This window comes from Streptomyces sp. NBC_00341, assembly GCF_041435055.1.
Taxonomy (GTDB): Bacteria; Actinomycetota; Actinomycetes; order Streptomycetales; family Streptomycetaceae; genus Streptomyces.
Window position 1 is genome coordinate 8,597,375 of the sequence record NZ_CP108002.1, and the last position, 18,002, is coordinate 8,615,376.

Here is an 18,002-nt window from a genome sequence, read left to right on the forward strand (position 1 = left end):
CGTGGCGGCACGCCCCTCAACGCTGTCCACCCACGGTGCCGACGGGACTGACACCGTGTCGACGGGACTGACACCGCGTTCAGGCAACTGACACCGCCTCCGGCGGCCACCACTGGGCGCGGCGGTAACTACCGGGTGTCCGTGTCCCGGTGGACCGGCGGGGACGTGGGCGGCGCCGCAGGGCCGATCTCGCACCAGACCGCCTTCCCCTCGCCGCGCGGCTCGATGCCCCACCGCGTGGCGACGGCGTCCAGGAGGAGCAGGCCCCGTCCCGAAGTGGCTGTCTCACCCGGCGTCCGGCGCCTGGGCCACGCGCTGGAGCGGTCCTGCACCGACAGCCGCACCCGCCGCACCGGTTCCGGCAGTACCTCCAGAGTGAGCACGGCTCCGCCCTCCGTGTGAAGCAGCACGTTCACCAGCAGCTCCCCGGTCACCAGCTCCGCGTCGTCCGCGAGTTCGGCCATGCCCCAGTCGGTCAGCGCCTGCCGCACGATCGTCCGTGCGTCGGAGAGCCCCTCCGGGTCGGCCTGATGGATGTACTGATGCAGCCGTGGCGCACGCGGCGAGCCCGGGTCCGGACTGCGGCGCAGCACCAGCAGCGCGACGTCGTCGCCCGAACCCCAGCGCTCCCACAGCCGGTCCGACAGATGATCGGCGAGCGCCTCCGCCCCCGCCGGGCCCGCGCTCACCTCGTTGACGAGTGTGCGCACCCCGTCGTCGATGTCGGCGCCGGGCTCCTCGACCAGCCCGTCGGTGTACAGGACCAGCGTCTCGCCGGGGACCAGATCGAGCCGCGTCTCGGGGTACTCCTCGTCCCCGAAATCGGTTGAGATGCCCAGGGGCAGGCCGCCGCGTACCTGCGGACTGCCGACCCGGCCGTCCGTGTGCCGGATCAGCGGACCGAAGTGCCCGGCCCGCACCACCCGCACCGTTCCGCTGCCGAGATCGACCTGGGCGTAGGTGCAGGTGGCGAACCGGTCCGTGTCCAGTTCGGCGAGGAACCGGGAGGCGCGGGCCAGCACCGTCGACGGCGGGTGCCCCTCCCCGGCGTACGCACGCAGCGCGATCCGCAGCTGGCCCATGATCGCGGCCGCATGCGTGTCATGGCCCTGCACGTCGCCCACCACGATGCCGAACCGGTCCTTCGGCAGTGCGATCACGTCGTACCAGTCACCGCCGACCTGACGTCCGCTCCACGCCGCGTGGTAGCGGACCGCGATCTCGCCGCCCTCGACGTCATGGATCCGCCGGGGCAGCATCGTGGACTGGAGACCGGTGGCGAATTCCCGCTCCTCGTCGAAGAGCTTGGCCCGCTGGAGGGACTGGGCGACGATCGCGGCGAGGCCCAGACACAGGTTGCGCTCGTCGGCGTTGAAGGCCGTGCGCTCACGGTAGAAGAGCGCCAGCCCGCCGAGCGAACGTGCCTGCGCGACGAGCGGCAGATAGGCCGCGGCCTGGAACTTCAGCCGGCCCACGTACGGCTCCAGCACCGGATAGCGCCGGGTGAGCGCGCCGAGTGAGCTCACGAAGCGCGGCCGGCCGCTGAGAACGGTGTCGGCCAGCGGGAAGCCCCGGTCGAGCCGGCCCTGCCCCAGCTCGTCCACGACCTCCAGGGAGTCGCCGCTCAGCGCGATGACATTAAGTGTTGCGTTGTCCAGCAGTCCGAGCGCCAGACCGTCGGCGCCCAGCCGGGCCAGACCGCCCGGTCCCGTCAGAACTGCCGTCACGTCGTCCACGGTCACCGCCCGCGACAACGCACTCGTTGTGCGTTCAACAATATCGGTCTGGCGCTGACGGCGTTTTTCCAGTTCCAGCACGAAGGCCGAATGGGTGACTTCCGCCGTCGCGTCCCGCACCACCCCGATCACCCGGTGTGCCCGGCCGTCGGCGCTGCGCAGGATGCGTGCCTGGATATGGGTCCACTGGTCGCCGTTCTCATCCGTCGGGACCCGGAAGTGAACGCTGTACGAGCTGCGCCCGCCCTTGACGGCCTCGTCGATCGCCGTATCGAGACGGACCCGCTCCTCGGGCTCCAGCCGTTCCACCAGGGACTCCGGCCGTGAGTCGAAAGTGGCCGGGTCCAGGCCGAACACCAGCAGGCCCGCCTCGTCGATGTCCAGCGTCCGGGCATCGAGATCCCACTCGAAACTGCCCGTGCGGTTCATGGCAAGGCGCTCCGCCGTCCCGGTGTCGCCGCCCGGTGTCTTCCCGGCCGGCGGACCGGGCCGGACGGGGATGATCGGTGGCCGGTCGTGATCGGTCATTCCTGCTCCGAAGATCGTCCGGCGGGGCTGCTGTACTGCCTGACCCAATTGTCTGGCGGGTCGGGCACTGCTGCCACAGCGGAAATCCGCCCGGGAAGTGTCCGGACCACTGCCCCCTGGCCGCTGCCACCCCTCGTACCCGCGCTCCGGGACCGCCGAGCACAATGGCAGCGTAAGGCCGTCCGTGACCGGCGGAACGGCACGTACTGGGGCTGACCGGAGCGCACGCATGAACCACGAGGATCCCGTCCTGCTGCACACCGAGGGGCGCATCCGCCACCTCACGCTCAACCGGCCCCGGGCCCTCAACGCGCTGAACCACACCATGGTGCTGCGCATGGCGGAAGCGCTGGACGCTGCGGAACGGGACGACTCGGTCACCGCCGTGCTGCTCACGGGGGCGGGGGAGCGGGGGCTGTGCGCCGGCGGTGACATCCGCGCCATCCGCGACGACGCCATCGCCGGCGGCGGGACCGCACTGGACTTCTGGCGTGACGAGTACCGGCTCAACGCCCGTATCGCCCGGTTCTCCAAGCCGTACGTAGCGATCATGGACGGCATCGTGATGGGCGGCGGCGTCGGCGTCTCGGCCCACGGCTCGATCCGGATCGTCACGGAGCGTTCGCGCATCGCGATGCCCGAGACCGGTATCGGGTTCGTCCCGGACGTCGGCGGCACCTACCTGCTGGGCAGGGCGCCCGGTGAGCTCGGCACCCACCTGGCGCTCACCGGGGCAGCCGTCGGCGCGGCGGACGCGCTGCTGTGCGGACTCGCCGACCACTTCGTGCCGTCGCGGGAGCTCCCCGGTCTGATCGCCGCCCTCGACCTGTGCGCCACACCCTCGGACGTCGCCGCGGCGGTGCGGCGCTACGCCGGCACGGCCACCGGAGGCGAACTGGCCGCACAGCGCGGCTGGATCGACCCCTGCTACGGCGCCGGAACGGTCGAGGAGATCGTCGAGCGCCTCGGTGACTGCGGCGAGCCCGCCGCCAAGGAGGCCGCCGCCACGATCCTGGCGAAGTCGCCCACCGCGCTCAAGGTGACCCTCGAAGCCGTCCGCAGGGCGCGCCGCCTCGACCGCCTGGAGGCCGTGCTGGACCAGGAGTTCCGGGTCTCGTCCACCGCCTTCACCCGGCCCGACCTGGTCGAGGGCGTACGCGCCCAGATCGTCGACAAGGACCGGAACCCGCGATGGAACCCCGCCACGCTCACCGAGGTCACCGACGCCGACGTGGAGCGGTTCTTCGCCTCCCTCGGCGACGGTGAACTCGGCCTGGACGCCCCGGCGGCCCCCTGAGGTGGCCGCCCGCGTCAGAGGTCGTTGGGCCCGGTCACCGTACGGAAGGGCAGGCCCAGCAGGTCGGCGGCGGCCCGGAAGTCCCGTGCACGGTGGCCGGTGCACAGCGCCCAGTGGTGACCGATGCCCGTGGCGGACCAGGCATCGGTCCACTCACCGGGATCGAAGCCGAAGTCCACCCGGGAGGTCGTGTTGCCGATCTCCAGCAGCGGACCGGGCACGACCTCCCCCTCGGACGCGATCAGGACGAACGACCCGTCGGCCTCCTGACCGATGCCGAACGTGGTGACCGGCCCGTGGGTGACGTCGAATTCGACGCTGACACCCCAGCCGCGCTTGCCGTGGTAGACACCCAGACCGCGCAGCAGCGGGTCCTTCGCGCTGATCGCCAGATGGGCGGGGCCGTCGTGCCCCATCTCCACGACCCGGTCGCGGAAGTTGAGCGCCTGCAGTTCGGTGAACGAACCGCCCGTCCCCATGGTGTCGGCGATCAGCATGGCGAGGCTGGTGCGCAGCTCGTACTCACCGGCCATCGGTACCCCGCGGGCGGTCAGCAGGGAGGCGCCCAGGATCATGCCGGCCCCCAGCCGCTCGTGGATCTCGCCCTCCAGCCCCCGGTGGTAGTAGGCGAGGCTGTCGAGCGCGAAATCGGCCACCAGCCGGTCCAGACCGACCGAGACCCGGGCCGCCCAGGCGAGATCGCCCTCATCGACGGAATCGTCCAGGGTGAAGACCTCCCGGGCCAGGGCGACCCGTTCGGCGGTCTCCCTGTCCGTGACAGTCGAGACCCTGACCCGCAGGTCGTCGAACTCCAGAACCTCCACATGGCCGCCCAGCTGCGAGGAGACCAGCGTCATGTCGGTGGAGACGTCGAGCATGCCCGGGTACAGATGCCCCATCAGCCCGTGGCGGCCGTGGCGCAGCGCACCGCGCACCCCGGCCGCCGAGATCCAGCGGCGGATCCGGCCCCAGGCGTTCTCGTCACGCAGATGGCCCGAGACCGAGCGGAACGGGATGCCGCTGCGCCGGAACACGTTGGCGACCTCAGGCAGCGGGCACTGACCGCAGTACGCCAGCCACTCGCCCGTGCCGGTGTTCGCGTGGTCCATGGCCTCGGTCGGTTGGAGGTCGATGACCAGCACCGGGGTGTGCGTGCGCTGGGCGACCGGCAGCACCATCGAAGCGGTGAGATATGTCGTCAGGAACGTCACCACCAGATCGCAGTCGGCCCGCCGCAACTGTTCGGCAGCCCTGGCCGACTCCTGCGGATCGGAGACGAAGCCCGCGTCGACCACCTCGCACCCCATCTCCTCGATCCGTCCGGTCACGAACCGGGCCGACTCCCGCAGCTGTTCGAGAAGGCCGGGGAACTGCGGCCAGTACGCGCCGAGCCCGCCGGAGACCAGGCCCACCCGGGTCCGGCGGCGGAACGTCCGGGCAAGGGCACCGCCGGGCTCGGCGGCGCGGTCGTCAGACATCAGGTATTTCCCTTCCTCGCAGGTGATTTCCGGTCAGCCGGGCCCCCGCGCGGTCCGCATCGGGGTGGGTGACCGAGCCCAGCCCGTAGTCGTCGTTCTGGAAGACGTTCGAGTTGATCGCACCGATCCGCAGCCCGAGGCTCTCGGCGTGCCGGGTCAGCGCGGCGCAGTCCGTCACCTTGTCCCGGGCGATGTGCAACGACACCTTCGGCGCGACCCCGGTGAACGCGTGCACCTGCGCCGCGTCCTCCATCTTCTCGAACGGGTCGCGTGGCACCCCCGGCTGTGCGAACACCTTGAAGCGAGTCCCGGGATTGCCGTAACCCCACGAAGGAGTCTCGACCACCTGAGACTTCAGGGCTGCCTTGACGGCCGACACATCAGACATGAGCACCTCGAAAGCAGAGTCATTCGGCGACCGCGACCGTCAGGGATGACATGAATCGATTCATCCGGAACGTACGCTAGGTTTGGCGCCGACGACTAGTCAAGCAACTGGCCAGTCTTCTCGGTTTGAACGTGGGTTTGAATCAATTCACCACGGATCGGGGCGACCCGGCCGAAGACGGACCCGGCCTGCCCGAGGCGTGCCGAACCGCCTCGGCGCCTGCCGCACGGCTCGGCTCAGTGCCCGCTGCCGGACATGCTCGGCTGGAGCGACCGGACGAGATCGAAGAACCGTGACTCGTTGCCCGAGAGACCGGCCCGCCGCAGCGCGCCGTCGGCCTCCTCGATCGGTGCTGCGAGCAGGGGCATGTACAGCGGGGCGTCATCCGGGTCGCAGAGAGCAGCCCGGGTGGCCTCCAGCAAACGGACGTACGCCTGCGCCGCGGCGAGTTCGTCATCGCGCATCTCAGCATCTCCCCGTCAGAGGTGTCGGACCCACAAGCATCCCCCATGGGTCTGACAACACCCCGGGTCCGGGCCGGGCGTGGTCCCTACGGACCATCAGGCCTGTGCGCACCGGCCGGTGGCTCGACCTCCAGGAATCTTCGGCGGCGCGGCCCGTGGTACAGCAGCGCGATCCAGCCCGACCCCCGCAGCGCCGCCGCGCACCGGTTCAGTTCACCGCCCTCCTCGTGCGCCGCCCCGCTGCCGGACGGGCCGAGCCATTCGACACGTACGGTGCCAGGGGCCGTTGCGGGCTCCACCCGGTATCCGGTCGCCGTACGCCGCCCGGACGCGTCGACCGCCGACGCGGACAGCCCCGACGCCTCCAGCGTGAGGGCGACGGCGCGTACCGGATTGTGCAGTTCCCACAGGGCCGGGACGGACTCGGGGTCCGGGTGTCCGGAGTTGGCCAGCCGCCGGATCTGCGTCATCCCGGCGAACGCCGTCCGTACCGCGGCGGCACGTTTCTCCGCCGGGCCCGGGGGTGACGGACCCTCACCGGTGGCCGGTTCGAAACCGGCTTCCTCCTCGGTGTCCATCCGCCTCCCCCTTCGCTCGTACGCGCTTGCCGCCAGTGTGCGCCGCCGCACTGACAACGGCGCCCTACCGGCAAGGTGCTGGGAGGCCCAGGGGTCAGGCGGCGCCTCCAAGCACCTTGCCCGGGTTCAGGATGCCGTGCGGATCGAGCGCCGCCTTCACCGCGTGATGCATGCCGAGCACCGCGGGACCCAACTCCTTGTCCATGCCCCGCATCTTCAGCAGGCCGACCCCGTGCTCGCCCGTGACCGTGCCGCCCAGCGCGATCGCGTCGTCCAGGATGTCCTCGAAGGCGGACTGCGCGCGGGCACGCGCCGCTTCGTCACCCGGCGGCGTGATGATCAGGGGGTGCAGATTGCCGTCCCCCGCATGGGCGATGTTGGCGATCAGGACGTCGTGCCTGGCCGCCGTCCGCTCGGTCCGGGCCAGCATCTCCGGAACCGCGGTCCGCGGTACGCAGACGTCCTCTGTCAGGACCGGGCCGAGCCGTTCGAGCGCCGGGTAGGCCAGCCGCCGGGCCTGGAACAGGGCATCGGCCTCCTGCTGGTCGGTGGAGACCGCGGCCCAGCTCGCACCGGCCCGTTCGAAGCAGTCCCGGATCAGTTCGGCCTCGGCGTCGCCCTCGGCCCCCGGAGTGTCCACCCGGCCGAGCAGCACCACGTCCGCGTCCGCGGACAGCCCCATCTTCTTCCAGGCGTCCACGGCGGCGAGGCAGTGACGGTCGACCAGTTCGAGTGCGGACGGAATGACGCCGGACGCGGTCACGGCGCTCACCGCCTCACCGGCGGCGACCACCGACGAGAAGTAGCCCGCGACCGTCCGCTCCTGGAGACGGGCCGGGCGCAGCCGCACGGTGATCTCCGTGATCACCCCGAGCGTGCCCTCGGAACCCACCATCAGCCCGGCCAGGTCGTACCCCGCCACGCCCTTCGCGGTACGGCGTCCGAGCGAGACGACCTCGCCGAGCCCGTTGACCACTTCGAGGCCCAGCACGTAGTCGCGGGTCACGCCGTACTTGACGCAGCACATCCCGCCGGCGTTGGTCGCGACGTTGCCGCCGATCGTGGACCATGGGGAGCTCGCCGGATCGGGCGGGTACCAGAGCCCGTGTTCCGCGCACGCCGCCCGGAGGTCGTCGTTGACCACGCCGGGCTGGACCACGGCCAGCCGCTCTGCCGCGTCGATGTCGACGATCCGGTTCATGTCCTCGAACGACAGGATGATCGCCCCGTCCACGGCGTTGGCGCCGCCGGACAGGCCGGTGCCCGCGCCGCGCGGCACCAGGGGAATGCGGTGGGCGAGACAGTGGCGCACCACATCCCGCACCTCGTCGGTGCTCGCCGGGCGGACCACGGCCAGCGGCATCCCGTACGGAGCCCACTCGGCCTCGTCGTGCTGGTACCGGGCCAGGCCCGCCGGATCGGTCAGTACCCGCCTGGCCGGAATGCTGTCGACCGGTGCGTTCGCCACGATGGGGGCCACCTCCCATAAAGATGTATTACCCACCATTGTCGCGCGCGGGGCTGCCGGCCGTGGGGGAGGCCCCCCGTTCTCCTGAATGGACACCGCGTGGGCAGGCCGAACGGACACCGACTGGACAGGCCGAATGGACACCGCGCGGACCGGGCCCGCCGGGAACCTCGGTAGGCTCGGCCGTTCATGAACCCCGCACACCGAAGGACGCAGGCACCGTGCCCGATACCGACCGAGCTCCCGGCACCGACGACCCGGACGGTACCGGCCGGGCAGGCCTGCGCTCCGACTGCGGGAACTGCTTCGGGCTGTGCTGTGTCGCGCTGACCCTCACCCGCTCCGCGGACTTCGCCATCAACAAGGACGCCGGCAAGCCCTGCCGCAACCTTCAGGACGACTTCCGCTGCGGCATCCACACCAGGCTGCGTTCCGAGGGCTTTGCCGGCTGCACCGTGTACGACTGCTTCGGCGCCGGACAGAAGGTGTCGGGGGAGACCTTCGGCGGACAGGACTGGCGCGCGGCCCCGGAGAGCGCCCAGCAGATGTTCGAGGTCTTCCCGGTCATGCGGCAGCTGCACGAGCTGCTCTGGTATCTGACGGAGGCGGCAGAGCTGGCCCCGGCCCGCCCCCTCCACGGCGAGATCGGCCGCACCCTCGAAGAGACGGAGCGCCTCACCCACCTCGACGCCGGCGCCCTCGTGGAACTGGACGTCGCGGCGCACCGGGACGACGTCGCCGCCCTGCTCGCGCGCACCAGCGAGCTCGTCCGTGCCACCGCCCCTCGTAAGAAGAAGCGCAACCACCGCGGCGCCGACCTCATCGGCGCCCGACTCAAGGGAGCCGACCTGCGCGGCGGCGACCTGCGCGGCGCCTGCCTGATCGCGGCGGACCTCACCGGCGCCGATCTAAGGCTCGCCGACCTCATCGGCGCGGACTTCCGGGACGCGCAACTGTCCGGTGCGGACCTGACCGGAGCACTCTTCCTGACCCAGGCACAGCTGAACGCGGCCCGGGGGAACGCCGCGACCCTGCTCCCAGTGTCGCTCAGCCGCCCCTCGCACTGGGAGCGTTGAAGGAGCCCGCGGGAGCCGATCACGCCCGGGGCGCGTCCCCGTCCAGCGGAGCCTCCAGCGCCGCCTTGAGTCGCTGGAGCGTCGTGCGGATGTTGCCGCGCTGGAAGTCCGCGAAGGTGTGCCCCCGGGTGGCCGCCCGGTCGAAGGCGTTGGCCAGGAAGTCCGGCCAGCCACGACGGTCGTCGGTCCAGGTCTCGGTGACCAGGGTGGCGCCGTCCACCTCCTCGAACCGGTACTCCCAGGTGGCGATCGCGCCGGGGAGCCGCGGCCGCCGGGCGCCGATCGCGTGGACCCGGAAGGCGAACCGTTCGCCCAGATCGGCGGCGGTCACCGTGCACCGCGTCGTCCAGCTCAACCTGCCGCGCTTGTTGCGGCCCTCGAAGACCATGCCGACGTACGCCTCCCGGCGCTCGCCGAGCACCTTCGCGCCCCGGTTCTCCGGACTCCAGCGCCCCATCGCGGTCGGGTCGCTGACCTGTGCGTACACCGCCGAGGGCGCGACGGCGACCATCGTGCTGTCCGACACGGACATGGTGCGGGGCATGGAGCACTTCCGATCCGCGGCCGACTGCGGCAACCCCCGGGCGTCGGGACGGCCGCACGGCCGACGGGCTCCCGGGCCCCACACCCTACTGGCCGGTCACATACGTTGCGGCGCCGGGCGTCGCGACCGTCCCCGTATCCGGTGCGCGGGATCGAGAACGCATCCGCCGCGCTGTTCGTTGCACAGGTGGCGTATCCGGAAAACCACCGACAACCGGACCGAGGAGCCCCGCACATGCCCAGCCGCACAGACACCGGCCGTACCGCCCCAGGCAGCACCGACGCAGGCCGCACCCGCCTGGTCGAAGGGCTCATGGAGCGGTTCCCACACGTGCCCAGGGAAGCCGTGATCAAGGAGGACCTGCTGCGCGGCGGCCTGGCCTTCGACGAGTCCGCGCTCAGCGACAACGAGGGCGGTGACATCAAGCCGAAGTCGTACTTCATCTTCTCCTTCGACCACGGCACCCTGCCCGAGCTGGGGGCCGCCGCCCTGCGCCGGCCGCCGGAGGAGATCGTCCTCACCGGCGGACCGTACGAACTGCGGCGCACCGTGGTCTCCGTGCGGGTGAACCCCGCATCGCCCTACCGGGTCGCGGCCGACGCCGACGGCGTGCTCGGGCTCTACCTCGACGGCAGGCGGATCTCCGACGTCGGGCTTCCCCCGATGCCCGACTACTACCGGCACACGCTGGAGAACGGCAAGTCCGTGATGGAGGTGGCGCCCACCATCCAGTGGGGCTACCTCGTCTATCTGACGGTCTTCCGCGTCTGCCAGTACTTCGGCGCCAAGGAGGAGTGCCAGTACTGCGACATCAACCACAACTGGCGCCAGCACAAGGCCGCGGGCCGTCCCTACACGGGGGTGAAGCCGGTGGAGGAGGTCCTTGAGGCACTGGCCATCATCGACCGTTACGACACCGCGAAGACGTCCACGGCCTACACGCTCACCGGCGGTGCCATCACCTCGCACATCGGAGGCCGGGACGAGGCCGACTTCTACGGCCAGTACGCGAAGGCCATCGAGGAGCGATTCCCCGGCCGCTGGATCGGCAAGGTCGTCGCCCAGGCCCTGCCCAAGGCCGACGTGCAGCGCTTCCACGACTACGGCGTGCAGATCTACCACCCCAACTACGAGGTGTGGGACCCCCGGCTGTTCGAGCTGTACTGCCCCGGCAAGGAGCGCTACGTCGGCCGCGACGAATGGCACCGTCGCATCCTGGACTCAGCCGAGGTCTTCGGCGCCCGCAACGTCATTCCCAACTTCGTCGCAGGCGTGGAGATGGCCGAGCCGTTCGGTTTCACCACGGTGAAGGAGGCCATCGACTCCACCACGGAGGGCCTGCGGTTCTTCATGTCGCACGGCATCACACCCCGCTTCACCACCTGGTGCCCGGAGCCGACGACGCCGCTGGGGAAGACGAACCCGGACGGTGCTCCGCTGGAGTACCACATCCGGCTGCTGGACGCCTACCGCTCGACGATGGAGGAGTACGGGCTGACGTCGCCTCCCGGCTACGGTCCGCCGGGTCCCGGACGCGCGGTGTTCTCCGTGAGCTCCTTCATGGACAGCCTGCCAGCCCGCGCCGACGACGAGAAGCCCCGATGATGTGAGGTCCTGACGATGTGGGGCCCTGGCCGGCGGTCAGCCGGCCGGTGCTTCCGCCGCGGCGACGAGCTCCCGTACGACCTGGACGAAGCCGCGTGTCAGCGCGGTGTCCTTGCCGTCCGCCCAGGCGAGCACCACCCGCAGCGGTTCCACATCGGTCAGCGGGACCCAGGCGAGGTCCGGCCGCGCGTAGTACCGGGCCATGCTCAGGGGGGCGAAGCAGACGGCGGAACCCTCCGCCACCTGCTCAAGCATCTCCTCGACGTTGTCATTGGTCGGCCCCCACTTCGGACTCGAACCGTCCGGCCGGGGGTTGACCGCCCACCAGTCCACCCACTCACGCGGTGCGCGCCGGGTCCACAGCAGTGGTTCGTCGGCCACTTCGAGCACCGAGATGCCCGAACGGTCTGCCAGCGCGTGTCCGCTGGGCAGCCCCACGACGCGCGGTTCGGTGTGCACCAGCTCGCCGCGCAGACCGTTCAGGTCGTTGGGCAGCCAGACGAAGGCGACATCGGTCCGGCCGTCACGCAGTGCGTCGGCCTCCTGTCCCCAGTCGTAGCGCTTGGGCGCCACCCGCACGCCGGGGTGGCGCCGGGCGAACTCCGCGCGGGCACGCGTGGTGAGCTCGCCTGCGCCGCTCGCCTCGAAACCCACCCGCAGTACACCGGTCTCGCCGCGTGTGTGCCGCTCGGCCGCCACCGACACCCGCTCCGCCTGACGGACGGTCAGCAACGCCTCGGCGATCACGTCCTGCCCCGCCGCGGTCGCGGAGACACCCCCGGCGTGCCGGTCGAACAGCCGCACCCCGAGCTCCGACTCCAGGCTCTTGAGGGCGTACGAGAGGGCGGGCTGGCTGACGAACAGCCGCCGGGCGGCCCGCCCCAAATTCTCCTCCTCGGCGATCACGGTGAGGTAGTGCAGTTGGCGCAGCTCCATCCAGGCATCATAAGTCGTCTTTATCGGTCCGACGGGTCTCTGTCTTGGACCGTCAGGGGAGCCGGATGACATAACTGAATCACCGCAACAAACCCGAGAACACATGGAGTTGGTTATGAACGCCGAGCACCGCACGAACGCCGGACGCGCCGCGGCCACCGGGGACGGGACGCCGGGCCGGGTCTGGCTGATCACCGGCGCCTCCTCCGGATTCGGCCGTGCCATCGCCTCGGCCGCACTCGCCGCCGGGGACACCGTCGTCGCCACGGCCCGCAGGCCGGAGGCGCTCGAGGACCTTGTCGCCGCGCACCCCGACCGTGCCGTCGCGGTCCAGCTGGACGTCACGGACACGGCGCGCATCGCTGACGTCGTCGCGGACACCGTGCTCTGGTACGGGCGGATAGACGTGGTGGTCAACAACGCGGGGATGGGGATGATCGGGGCCGTGGAGGAGACCAGCGACCGCGAGCTGCGTGATCTGATGGACCTGCACTTCTTCGGGCCGGCCGCGCTGGTGCGCGCCGTGCTCCCGCACATGCGCCGCAACGGCTCCGGCGCCGTGATCCAGATGAGCAGCATGGGCGGCCGCTTCACCTTCCCCGGTGTCGGCGCCTATTCGGCCACGAAGTTCGCGCTGGAGGGCCTGTCCGAGGCGCTCGCCGCCGAAGTGGCCCCGCACGGGATCAAGGTGCTGATCGTCGAGCCCGGATCGTTCCGGACCGGGTTCGCCGGGGGCGGCGCCCTGCACCAGTCCGCGCCGCTGCCCGCGTACGAGGCGACCGTGGGCCCGGTCCGTGCCGACCTCCCGGGCTCGGACGGCAAGCAGGAGGGGGACCCGGACAGGGCGGCGACGGCGATTCTCACCGCCCTGGACGCGCAGGACACCCCGCTCCGGCTGCCGCTCGGGAACGACGCCACGGACGCGGTGCTCGCCGCCCTCGACGCTTCCCGCGCCGAGGCCCTGACCTGGGAGAAGCTCAGCCGCAGCACCGCCTTCGAGGACTGACGGACCGAGCCGCCGGGCCGGGCTCCGAACCCTGTGCCAGGCCCGGGCCCCCGAACCCCGGCGTCAGGCCCGGACCTACGAACCCGGCGTCAGGCCCGGACCCTCGGACCCGGCGTCAGGCCCGCCACTCGGCGGTGCGCTCGGGGGACGCCGCGGCCAGGGCCTTCTCGATGGCCGCCACGTCACCCTGGTTGCCGTATACCGGCGTCCCCGGCTGCTGGCGCCACGACGTGTCGAGCCCTCCGGCGTCCACGGTGTCGAAGCCCAGCTCGTCGATCAGCTCACGGACCGCCGCCTTGGCCGCCGCGTCGTCACCGGCCACCGGCAGAGCCAGCCGTCCGTCGGTCCCGGTCGGCAGGCCCCGGGTGATGATGTCCTGCGCGTACGTTCCGTTGAAGGCCTTGATGACGGGGTGACCGATCTGGGTCTCCGTCCAGCGGCTCTCCGGCAGGCCGTCCTCGATGGCGGCGATGCGGCCGTCGCGCTGCTGCGGATAGTAGTTGCCGGTGTCGATGACCGCGGCCCCCTCCGCGGCGGCTTCCAGGAATCCGGCGGGCAGCGCCGGAACGGCCTTGAGCGGAATGGTGACGACCACGACCTGGGCGTCCCGGGCGGCCTCCGCCGCGGTGACCGCCGTGGCCCCGGTCTCCTCGGCCAGGTCTGCGAGTGTCTCCGGACCGCGTGAGTTGGCGACGGACACCTCATGGCCCAATGCCGTCAGGCGCCTGGTGAGATTGCCGCCGATGTTCCCTGCGCCAATGATGCCGATCTTCATGGGTCCGACCTCCGATGGTGCCTACGCTGCCTGAATTGGTGCCTGTGTGAGGTGAAGTGGCTCTTGCCGGTTCACCAACCCGGTCCGGCCCGGACCTATTCCGGGTGACGGCGAAACGATTCCTCTACCCGACCGGCGGATGGGACGCGTAAGTCGCGGGCAGTTAACGGAGGAGAAAGCGGAATCACCCGGACCACTTTGAAGGCGGTGCCCATGCTCCACGGTGTCGACGTCAGTTCGCATCAGTCGTCCGTCGATACGGACGGTCTGGACTTTGTCTTCATCAAGGCCACTGAGGGACGCTCGTACGTCAACCCGCATCTGGCCGAGCAGACCAAACGTGCACGGGACGCGGAATGCGTGGTCGGCTTCTACCACTTCCTGTGGCCCGGGAACATCGCGGCGCAGGCGGCCTACTTCCTGAGCAAGGCGCCGGAGAAGGCGGGAGAACTGCTGGCCGTCGACTGGGAGGAGAACGGCGAGGGCACCCGGGCCAGTAACGCCGAGAAGGACCAGTTCATCCGCGAGGTCAAACGGCTGCGGCCGCACCACCGGGTCCTGCTGTACTGCAATCGCTACTTCTGGCTGAACCACGACACCACCTCGTACGCCGGGGACGGTCTGTGGATCGCCGACTACGTCACCGCCGGCAAGCCCCGTATTAAGGCCTCCTGGCGCATTCATCAGTACACCGACCATCCCCTCGACAAGGATGTCGCCGACTTCTCCTCGCGGGCCGCGATGCACACCTGGGCGAAGGGGTAGCGGCCGGCCGGTCCCGAGAAGGGGCGAGAACCGGCCATCCGAAATACTCTGTTCCGAGGCTTGTGTGCCTGCCCGGCGCGTCTCCGTGCGGTGGGTCCGGCGCACCGCACCGAAGCGGAGGAGTACGCATGAGGGCCGCCGTCGTCCGCAGTTTCACCGAGCCCCTCGTCGTCGAGGACCGGCCGGTTCCCACCCCGGCCGGGCACCAGGTCCTGGTCCGGATGGAGGCCTCGGGGCTCTGTCACACCGACATCCACGCGGCTCGGGGGGACTGGCCGGTCAGACCGAGCCCGCCCTTCGTTCCCGGCCATGAGGGGATCGGCATCGTCGAGGCGGCCGGCGGCCAGGTCACCCATCTCACGGTGGGCGACCGGGTGGCCATCCCCTGGCTCGGGGAGGCGTGCGGACACTGCGACCACTGCGTCTCCGGGTGGGAGACGCTCTGCCTGGCGCAGGAGAACAGCGGCTACTCGGTCGACGGCAGCCACGCCGAGTACGCCCTCGCCCACGGCAACTACGTCGTGCCCGTGCCCGACGGCATCGACCCGCTGGACGCGGCGCCCCTGACCTGCGCAGGCGTCACCACGTACAAGGCGGTAAAGCTCTCCGGCGCGCGCCCCGGCACCCGCGCCCTCGTCTCCGGCATCGGCGGGTTGGGGCACCTCGCCCTGCAGTACGCGCGGATCTTCGGCGCCGAGACCATCGCCGTCGATGTCACCGACGAGAAACTGGCTCTGGCCCGGGAGTTGGGCGCCGATCACGTCATCGACGCCCGCGTCCAGGACGTCGCGGAGGAGACCCGCAGGCTCGGCGGCGCCGACGCGGCGATCTCGCTCGCGGTGAGCAACGAGTCGTTCGGCGCGGCCTACGGTGCGCTGCGCCGGGGCGGCACCCTCGTCCTCGTTGCCCTCCCCGCGGAGGGCAAGCTCGAACTCCCGGTCTTCGACACGGTGCTGAACGGCACGAAGGTCATCGGCTCGATCGTCGGAACCCGCCAGGACCTGGCCGAGGTCTTTCAGCTGCACCGGCTCGGCCGCACCCGTGTCGTCCGCGAGAGCCGGGATCTGGCGGACATCAACTCCGCGATCGGTGAGGTCCTCAAGGGCCAGGTGTCCGGACGCCTCGTCTTCGATCTCGGCGGCACCCCGGCCTGATCGGCGCACCCGCTCGGGAGAGACGGCCGGGTCCGGGACGGTACCGGGTACGGCGGCCAGGTCGCTGCCCCATTCCGTCCACCCGGTGCGGCAGACTTCTGCGGTGACCACAGCCGCGGCTCAGCCGCCTCGTGACCGTGCGCTCGGGCGCGGTATCTCCACCCTCATCCCGCAGGCCGCGACCGCGACCCCGGCCGAACAGGCCGCGGCGGTCCTGACGGCGATGCAGAGCGTTCCGGTGCGTGTCGGTGTGCTCCAGGCGGCGGTGGTGCTGCTGGAGGAGCGCGTCCGTGCGACGAGCGACGACGCGGAACGGGCGGCGGCCGCGACGACCGTGGCGATGCTCCGTACGGCGATCAGCCAGGCCCGCTGATCCGGCGCTCCGGCATCGCGGGGTACCGGCTCATTCCGGCCACGGCGAGTCGAGGATCGTACGGACGAAGCCGCCACGTCGGTGTGCCCCTCGCATCGACGGCGAATTCGGTCGTGCCGCGACCGAGTGCTCCGCCATCCTGATCCCCGCGCCCGACGGGGGCGGGGAGCGAAGGACGGCTGGGCAACGTTGACGAGTGTTTTCGAAACCACCTGCGGCCCGGTACGGGGAAGGAACCCGGACCGGGGCGTCGTCGCCGTTCTCGGCATCCCGTACGCCGAGCCGCCCTTCGGACCCGACCGGTTCCGGGCGCCACGCCCCCGCAGCCCCTGGGCGGGCATCCGCGACTGTGTGGACTTCGGCCCCGTCGCGCCGCAGTCCGCGCAGCTGCCGGGCGCACCGGGCTGGTCGCCCGGGGACGAGGACGTCCTCAGCCTCAACATCTGGACCCCGGCGGCCGGGAACGCGGTCGCCGGGGTCCGGCTGCCGGTGCTCGTCTGGATCCACGGGGGCGCCTACACCTTCGGCTCCGGTGCCCAGCCGGACTTCGACGGCGCCGCGCTCGCCCGCGCCGGCCTGGTCGTGGTCACCCTCAACTACCGCCTCGGGTTCGAGGGCTTCGGCCATGTCCCGGCCGACGGCGCCGACCCCTGCCCGCCCAACCGGGGGCTGCTCGACCAGATCGCAGCCCTGACCTGGGTGCGCCACGACATCGCCGCCTTCGGCGGGGATCCGGACAACGTCACCGTGGCCGGGCAGTCCTCCGGAGCGGCGTCGGTGGCCTGCCTGATGGCGATGGACAGCGCACGCGGGCTTTTCCGGCGCGCGATAGCGCACAGCGTGGTCGGCCCCTGCTACGCACCCGAGCTCGCCGGGCACCTCATGGAGAAGGTGGCCGCAGAGGCAGGGGTCCCCGCGACAGCCGCCGGGCTGACGGCCGCCTCGCCGCAGGCGCTGGTCAAGGCGTCCGACGCCGTCGTGGACGGATACCGGCAGGACCCGCACTCCGGACGGCACCACTGGGACCCGGTCATCTACGGCCCGGTCGCGGACGGCGTGCGGCTGCGCGGCGACCCGCTCGCCCTTCTGGCCGGCGGGGCGGGCCGCGGCATCGAGCTGCTCGTCTGCCACACCACCCAGGAGTACTGGCTGCTGGACGCCGTCGGCAGCAGCGCGAAGGTCACCACGGAGGAACAGCTGAACCGTTTCGCCGCTGACTTCGGACTCCCGGACCCGTTGACACGCGGCTACCGAGCGCTCATGCCGGAAGCCCCCGTGGGCGACGTCCATCTCGCCCTGTACGGGGACCTGATGTTCGGCGAGTACAGCAGTCGGCTCGCCGACGCCCACACACGGGCGGGCGGACGCACCTTCCTCTCACGCTTCGCGCGGCAGCGCGGCGGACCGGAGCCGGTGGCGTACGCCTGGCACTGCGCGGACATCCCGTTCGCCTTCGGGAACCTCGACGAGGAGAGCGTCCGGTTCCTGATCGGCGGCGCGCCGACCGCCGCCGACCAGCACCTCTCGGACCGGATGGCCGCCGCCTGGGCCGGATTCGCCGCCACCGGAGAACCGGGCTGGGAGCCGCTCGCCGCCGCCGGTCCGGTCCGGACCTGGGAGACAACGGACACCACCAGGGCGCCGGCCCCCGGCCACTGGTCGGACAGCGGGACGGTCCGCGCGCTGTGGCGGAGCTTCGACTACCGGCCCCTGCGCCCTGACGCGATGCGACCCTGACGCGAAGGGCCCCTGACGCGACGCGCCTGGCCGTGGGCCCGGAATGTCACGGCAAGGCAGCCGGTACCGCCCCTCGGCAGGCAGGCAGGCCGGC

The 18,002-nt window shown here is 71.2% G+C and carries 16 protein-coding genes and 1 pseudogene; 8 read left to right on the plus strand and 9 right to left on the minus strand.

The window, feature by feature from the left end; translation table 11 throughout:
• Positions 1 to 128: 128 nt before the first annotated feature.
• Positions 129 to 2,264, minus strand: a complete 2,136-nt coding sequence (locus OG892_RS38300; protein ID WP_073733871.1) for a SpoIIE family protein phosphatase — start codon at positions 2,262 to 2,264, stop codon at positions 129 to 131.
• A gap of 229 nt (positions 2,265 to 2,493) precedes the next feature.
• Between OG892_RS38300 and OG892_RS38305 the strand changes: the two genes are divergently transcribed.
• On the plus strand, positions 2,494 to 3,561 hold the full coding sequence (locus OG892_RS38305) for an enoyl-CoA hydratase/isomerase family protein (protein WP_371631481.1): 1,068 nt from the start codon (positions 2,494 to 2,496) through the stop codon (positions 3,559 to 3,561).
• Positions 3,562 to 3,575: 14 nt separating this feature from the next.
• On the opposite strand, the gene OG892_RS38310 is transcribed toward OG892_RS38305, so the two are convergent.
• The 5 genes and pseudogenes from OG892_RS38310 to OG892_RS38330 all read right to left on the minus strand — a co-directional run bounded on the left by OG892_RS38310 (position 3,576) and on the right by OG892_RS38330 (position 7,937).
• On the minus strand, positions 3,576 to 5,039 hold the full coding sequence (locus OG892_RS38310) for an arabinose isomerase (protein ID WP_371631482.1): 1,464 nt from the start codon (positions 5,037 to 5,039) through the stop codon (positions 3,576 to 3,578).
• 55 nt (positions 5,040 to 5,094) lie between these two features.
• Positions 5,095 to 5,427 (minus strand): annotated as a pseudogene (locus OG892_RS38315) (rhamnose isomerase); the annotation flags it as partial.
• Between the two features lie 236 nt (positions 5,428 to 5,663).
• The gene (locus tag OG892_RS38320) at positions 5,664 to 5,891 is read right to left on the minus strand and encodes a hypothetical protein (protein ID WP_073733868.1); all 228 of its coding nucleotides are present in this window, start codon (positions 5,889 to 5,891) and stop codon (positions 5,664 to 5,666) included.
• Positions 5,892 to 5,977: 86 nt separating this feature from the next.
• Positions 5,978 to 6,469 carry a hypothetical protein gene (locus OG892_RS38325; RefSeq protein ID WP_073733867.1) on the minus strand — a complete coding sequence of 164 codons (492 nt, stop codon included), beginning with the start codon at positions 6,467 to 6,469 and terminating at the stop codon, positions 5,978 to 5,980.
• Positions 6,470 to 6,563: 94 nt separating this feature from the next.
• Entirely contained in the window at positions 6,564 to 7,937 is a 1,374-nt protein-coding gene (locus OG892_RS38330; protein WP_371631483.1) for an FAD-binding oxidoreductase, read from the minus strand.
• Positions 7,938 to 8,158: 221 nt separating this feature from the next.
• Between OG892_RS38330 and OG892_RS38335 the strand changes: the two genes are divergently transcribed.
• A complete protein-coding gene (locus OG892_RS38335; RefSeq protein WP_371631484.1) occupies positions 8,159 to 9,013 on the plus strand; it encodes a pentapeptide repeat-containing protein in 855 nt (284 codons plus the stop codon).
• A gap of 19 nt (positions 9,014 to 9,032) precedes the next feature.
• Here OG892_RS38335 and OG892_RS38340 read toward each other — a convergent pair whose 3' ends face one another.
• Positions 9,033 to 9,557 (minus strand): SRPBCC family protein, encoded by a 525-nt coding sequence (locus tag OG892_RS38340; RefSeq protein WP_371631485.1) that lies wholly within the window; start codon positions 9,555 to 9,557, stop codon positions 9,033 to 9,035.
• Between the two features lie 234 nt (positions 9,558 to 9,791).
• Here OG892_RS38340 and OG892_RS38345 point away from each other — a divergent pair, with 234 nt between their 5' ends.
• Entirely contained in the window at positions 9,792 to 11,162 is a 1,371-nt protein-coding gene (locus tag OG892_RS38345; RefSeq protein ID WP_371631486.1) for a radical SAM protein, read from the plus strand.
• 36 nt (positions 11,163 to 11,198) lie between these two features.
• On the opposite strand, the gene OG892_RS38350 is transcribed toward OG892_RS38345, so the two are convergent.
• Positions 11,199 to 12,098 carry a LysR family transcriptional regulator gene (locus tag OG892_RS38350; RefSeq protein WP_073733863.1) on the minus strand — a complete coding sequence of 300 codons (900 nt, stop codon included), beginning with the start codon at positions 12,096 to 12,098 and terminating at the stop codon, positions 11,199 to 11,201.
• A gap of 115 nt (positions 12,099 to 12,213) precedes the next feature.
• On the opposite strand from OG892_RS38350, the gene OG892_RS38355 reads away from it, so the two are divergent.
• On the plus strand, positions 12,214 to 13,104 hold the full coding sequence (locus OG892_RS38355; protein ID WP_371631487.1) for an oxidoreductase: 891 nt from the start codon (positions 12,214 to 12,216) through the stop codon (positions 13,102 to 13,104).
• A 115-nt stretch (positions 13,105 to 13,219) separates the two neighbouring features.
• On the opposite strand, the gene OG892_RS38360 is transcribed toward OG892_RS38355, so the two are convergent.
• A complete protein-coding gene (locus OG892_RS38360) occupies positions 13,220 to 13,879 on the minus strand; it encodes an NADPH-dependent F420 reductase (protein ID WP_371631488.1) in 660 nt (219 codons plus the stop codon).
• A gap of 213 nt (positions 13,880 to 14,092) precedes the next feature.
• Here OG892_RS38360 and OG892_RS38365 point away from each other — a divergent pair, with 213 nt between their 5' ends.
• The 4 genes from OG892_RS38365 (at position 14,093) to OG892_RS38380 (ending at position 17,908) form a co-directional block, all read left to right on the plus strand.
• Positions 14,093 to 14,644, plus strand: coding sequence for a glycoside hydrolase family 25 protein (locus tag OG892_RS38365; protein ID WP_073734667.1), 552 nt, complete (start codon positions 14,093 to 14,095; stop codon positions 14,642 to 14,644).
• A 128-nt stretch (positions 14,645 to 14,772) separates the two neighbouring features.
• Positions 14,773 to 15,798, plus strand: a complete 1,026-nt coding sequence (gene adhP, locus OG892_RS38370) for an alcohol dehydrogenase AdhP (RefSeq protein WP_328864231.1) — start codon at positions 14,773 to 14,775, stop codon at positions 15,796 to 15,798.
• A gap of 103 nt (positions 15,799 to 15,901) precedes the next feature.
• On the plus strand, positions 15,902 to 16,171 hold the full coding sequence (locus OG892_RS38375) for a hypothetical protein (RefSeq protein ID WP_073733859.1): 270 nt from the start codon (positions 15,902 to 15,904) through the stop codon (positions 16,169 to 16,171).
• 189 nt (positions 16,172 to 16,360) lie between these two features.
• Complete coding sequence (locus OG892_RS38380) at positions 16,361 to 17,908, plus strand: carboxylesterase/lipase family protein (RefSeq protein WP_371631489.1); 1,548 nt, start codon at positions 16,361 to 16,363, stop codon at positions 17,906 to 17,908.
• Positions 17,909 to 18,002 lie beyond the last annotated feature (94 nt).

What these genes read in the sequence shown, in the direction of transcription:
- OG892_RS38300 (WP_073733871.1), bottom strand. Translation starts at nt 2,264, where the DNA reads ATGACCGATCACGACCGGCCACCGATCATCCCCGTCCGGCCCGGTCCG.
- OG892_RS38305 (WP_371631481.1), top strand. Translation starts at nt 2,494, where the DNA reads ATGAACCACGAGGATCCCGTCCTGCTGCACACCGAGGGGCGCATCCGC.
- OG892_RS38310 (WP_371631482.1), bottom strand. Translation starts at nt 5,039, where the DNA reads ATGTCTGACGACCGCGCCGCCGAGCCCGGCGGTGCCCTTGCCCGGACG.
- OG892_RS38320 (WP_073733868.1), bottom strand. Translation starts at nt 5,891, where the DNA reads ATGCGCGATGACGAACTCGCCGCGGCGCAGGCGTACGTCCGTTTGCTG.
- OG892_RS38325 (WP_073733867.1), bottom strand. Translation starts at nt 6,469, where the DNA reads ATGGACACCGAGGAGGAAGCCGGTTTCGAACCGGCCACCGGTGAGGGT.
- OG892_RS38340 (WP_371631485.1), bottom strand. Translation starts at nt 9,557, where the DNA reads ATGCCCCGCACCATGTCCGTGTCGGACAGCACGATGGTCGCCGTCGCG.
- OG892_RS38345 (WP_371631486.1), top strand. Translation starts at nt 9,792, where the DNA reads ATGCCCAGCCGCACAGACACCGGCCGTACCGCCCCAGGCAGCACCGAC.
- OG892_RS38350 (WP_073733863.1), bottom strand. Translation starts at nt 12,098, where the DNA reads ATGGAGCTGCGCCAACTGCACTACCTCACCGTGATCGCCGAGGAGGAG.
- OG892_RS38355 (WP_371631487.1), top strand. Translation starts at nt 12,214, where the DNA reads ATGAACGCCGAGCACCGCACGAACGCCGGACGCGCCGCGGCCACCGGG.
- OG892_RS38360 (WP_371631488.1), bottom strand. Translation starts at nt 13,879, where the DNA reads ATGAAGATCGGCATCATTGGCGCAGGGAACATCGGCGGCAATCTCACC.
- OG892_RS38365 (WP_073734667.1), top strand. Translation starts at nt 14,093, where the DNA reads ATGCTCCACGGTGTCGACGTCAGTTCGCATCAGTCGTCCGTCGATACG.
- adhP (WP_328864231.1), top strand. Translation starts at nt 14,773, where the DNA reads ATGAGGGCCGCCGTCGTCCGCAGTTTCACCGAGCCCCTCGTCGTCGAG.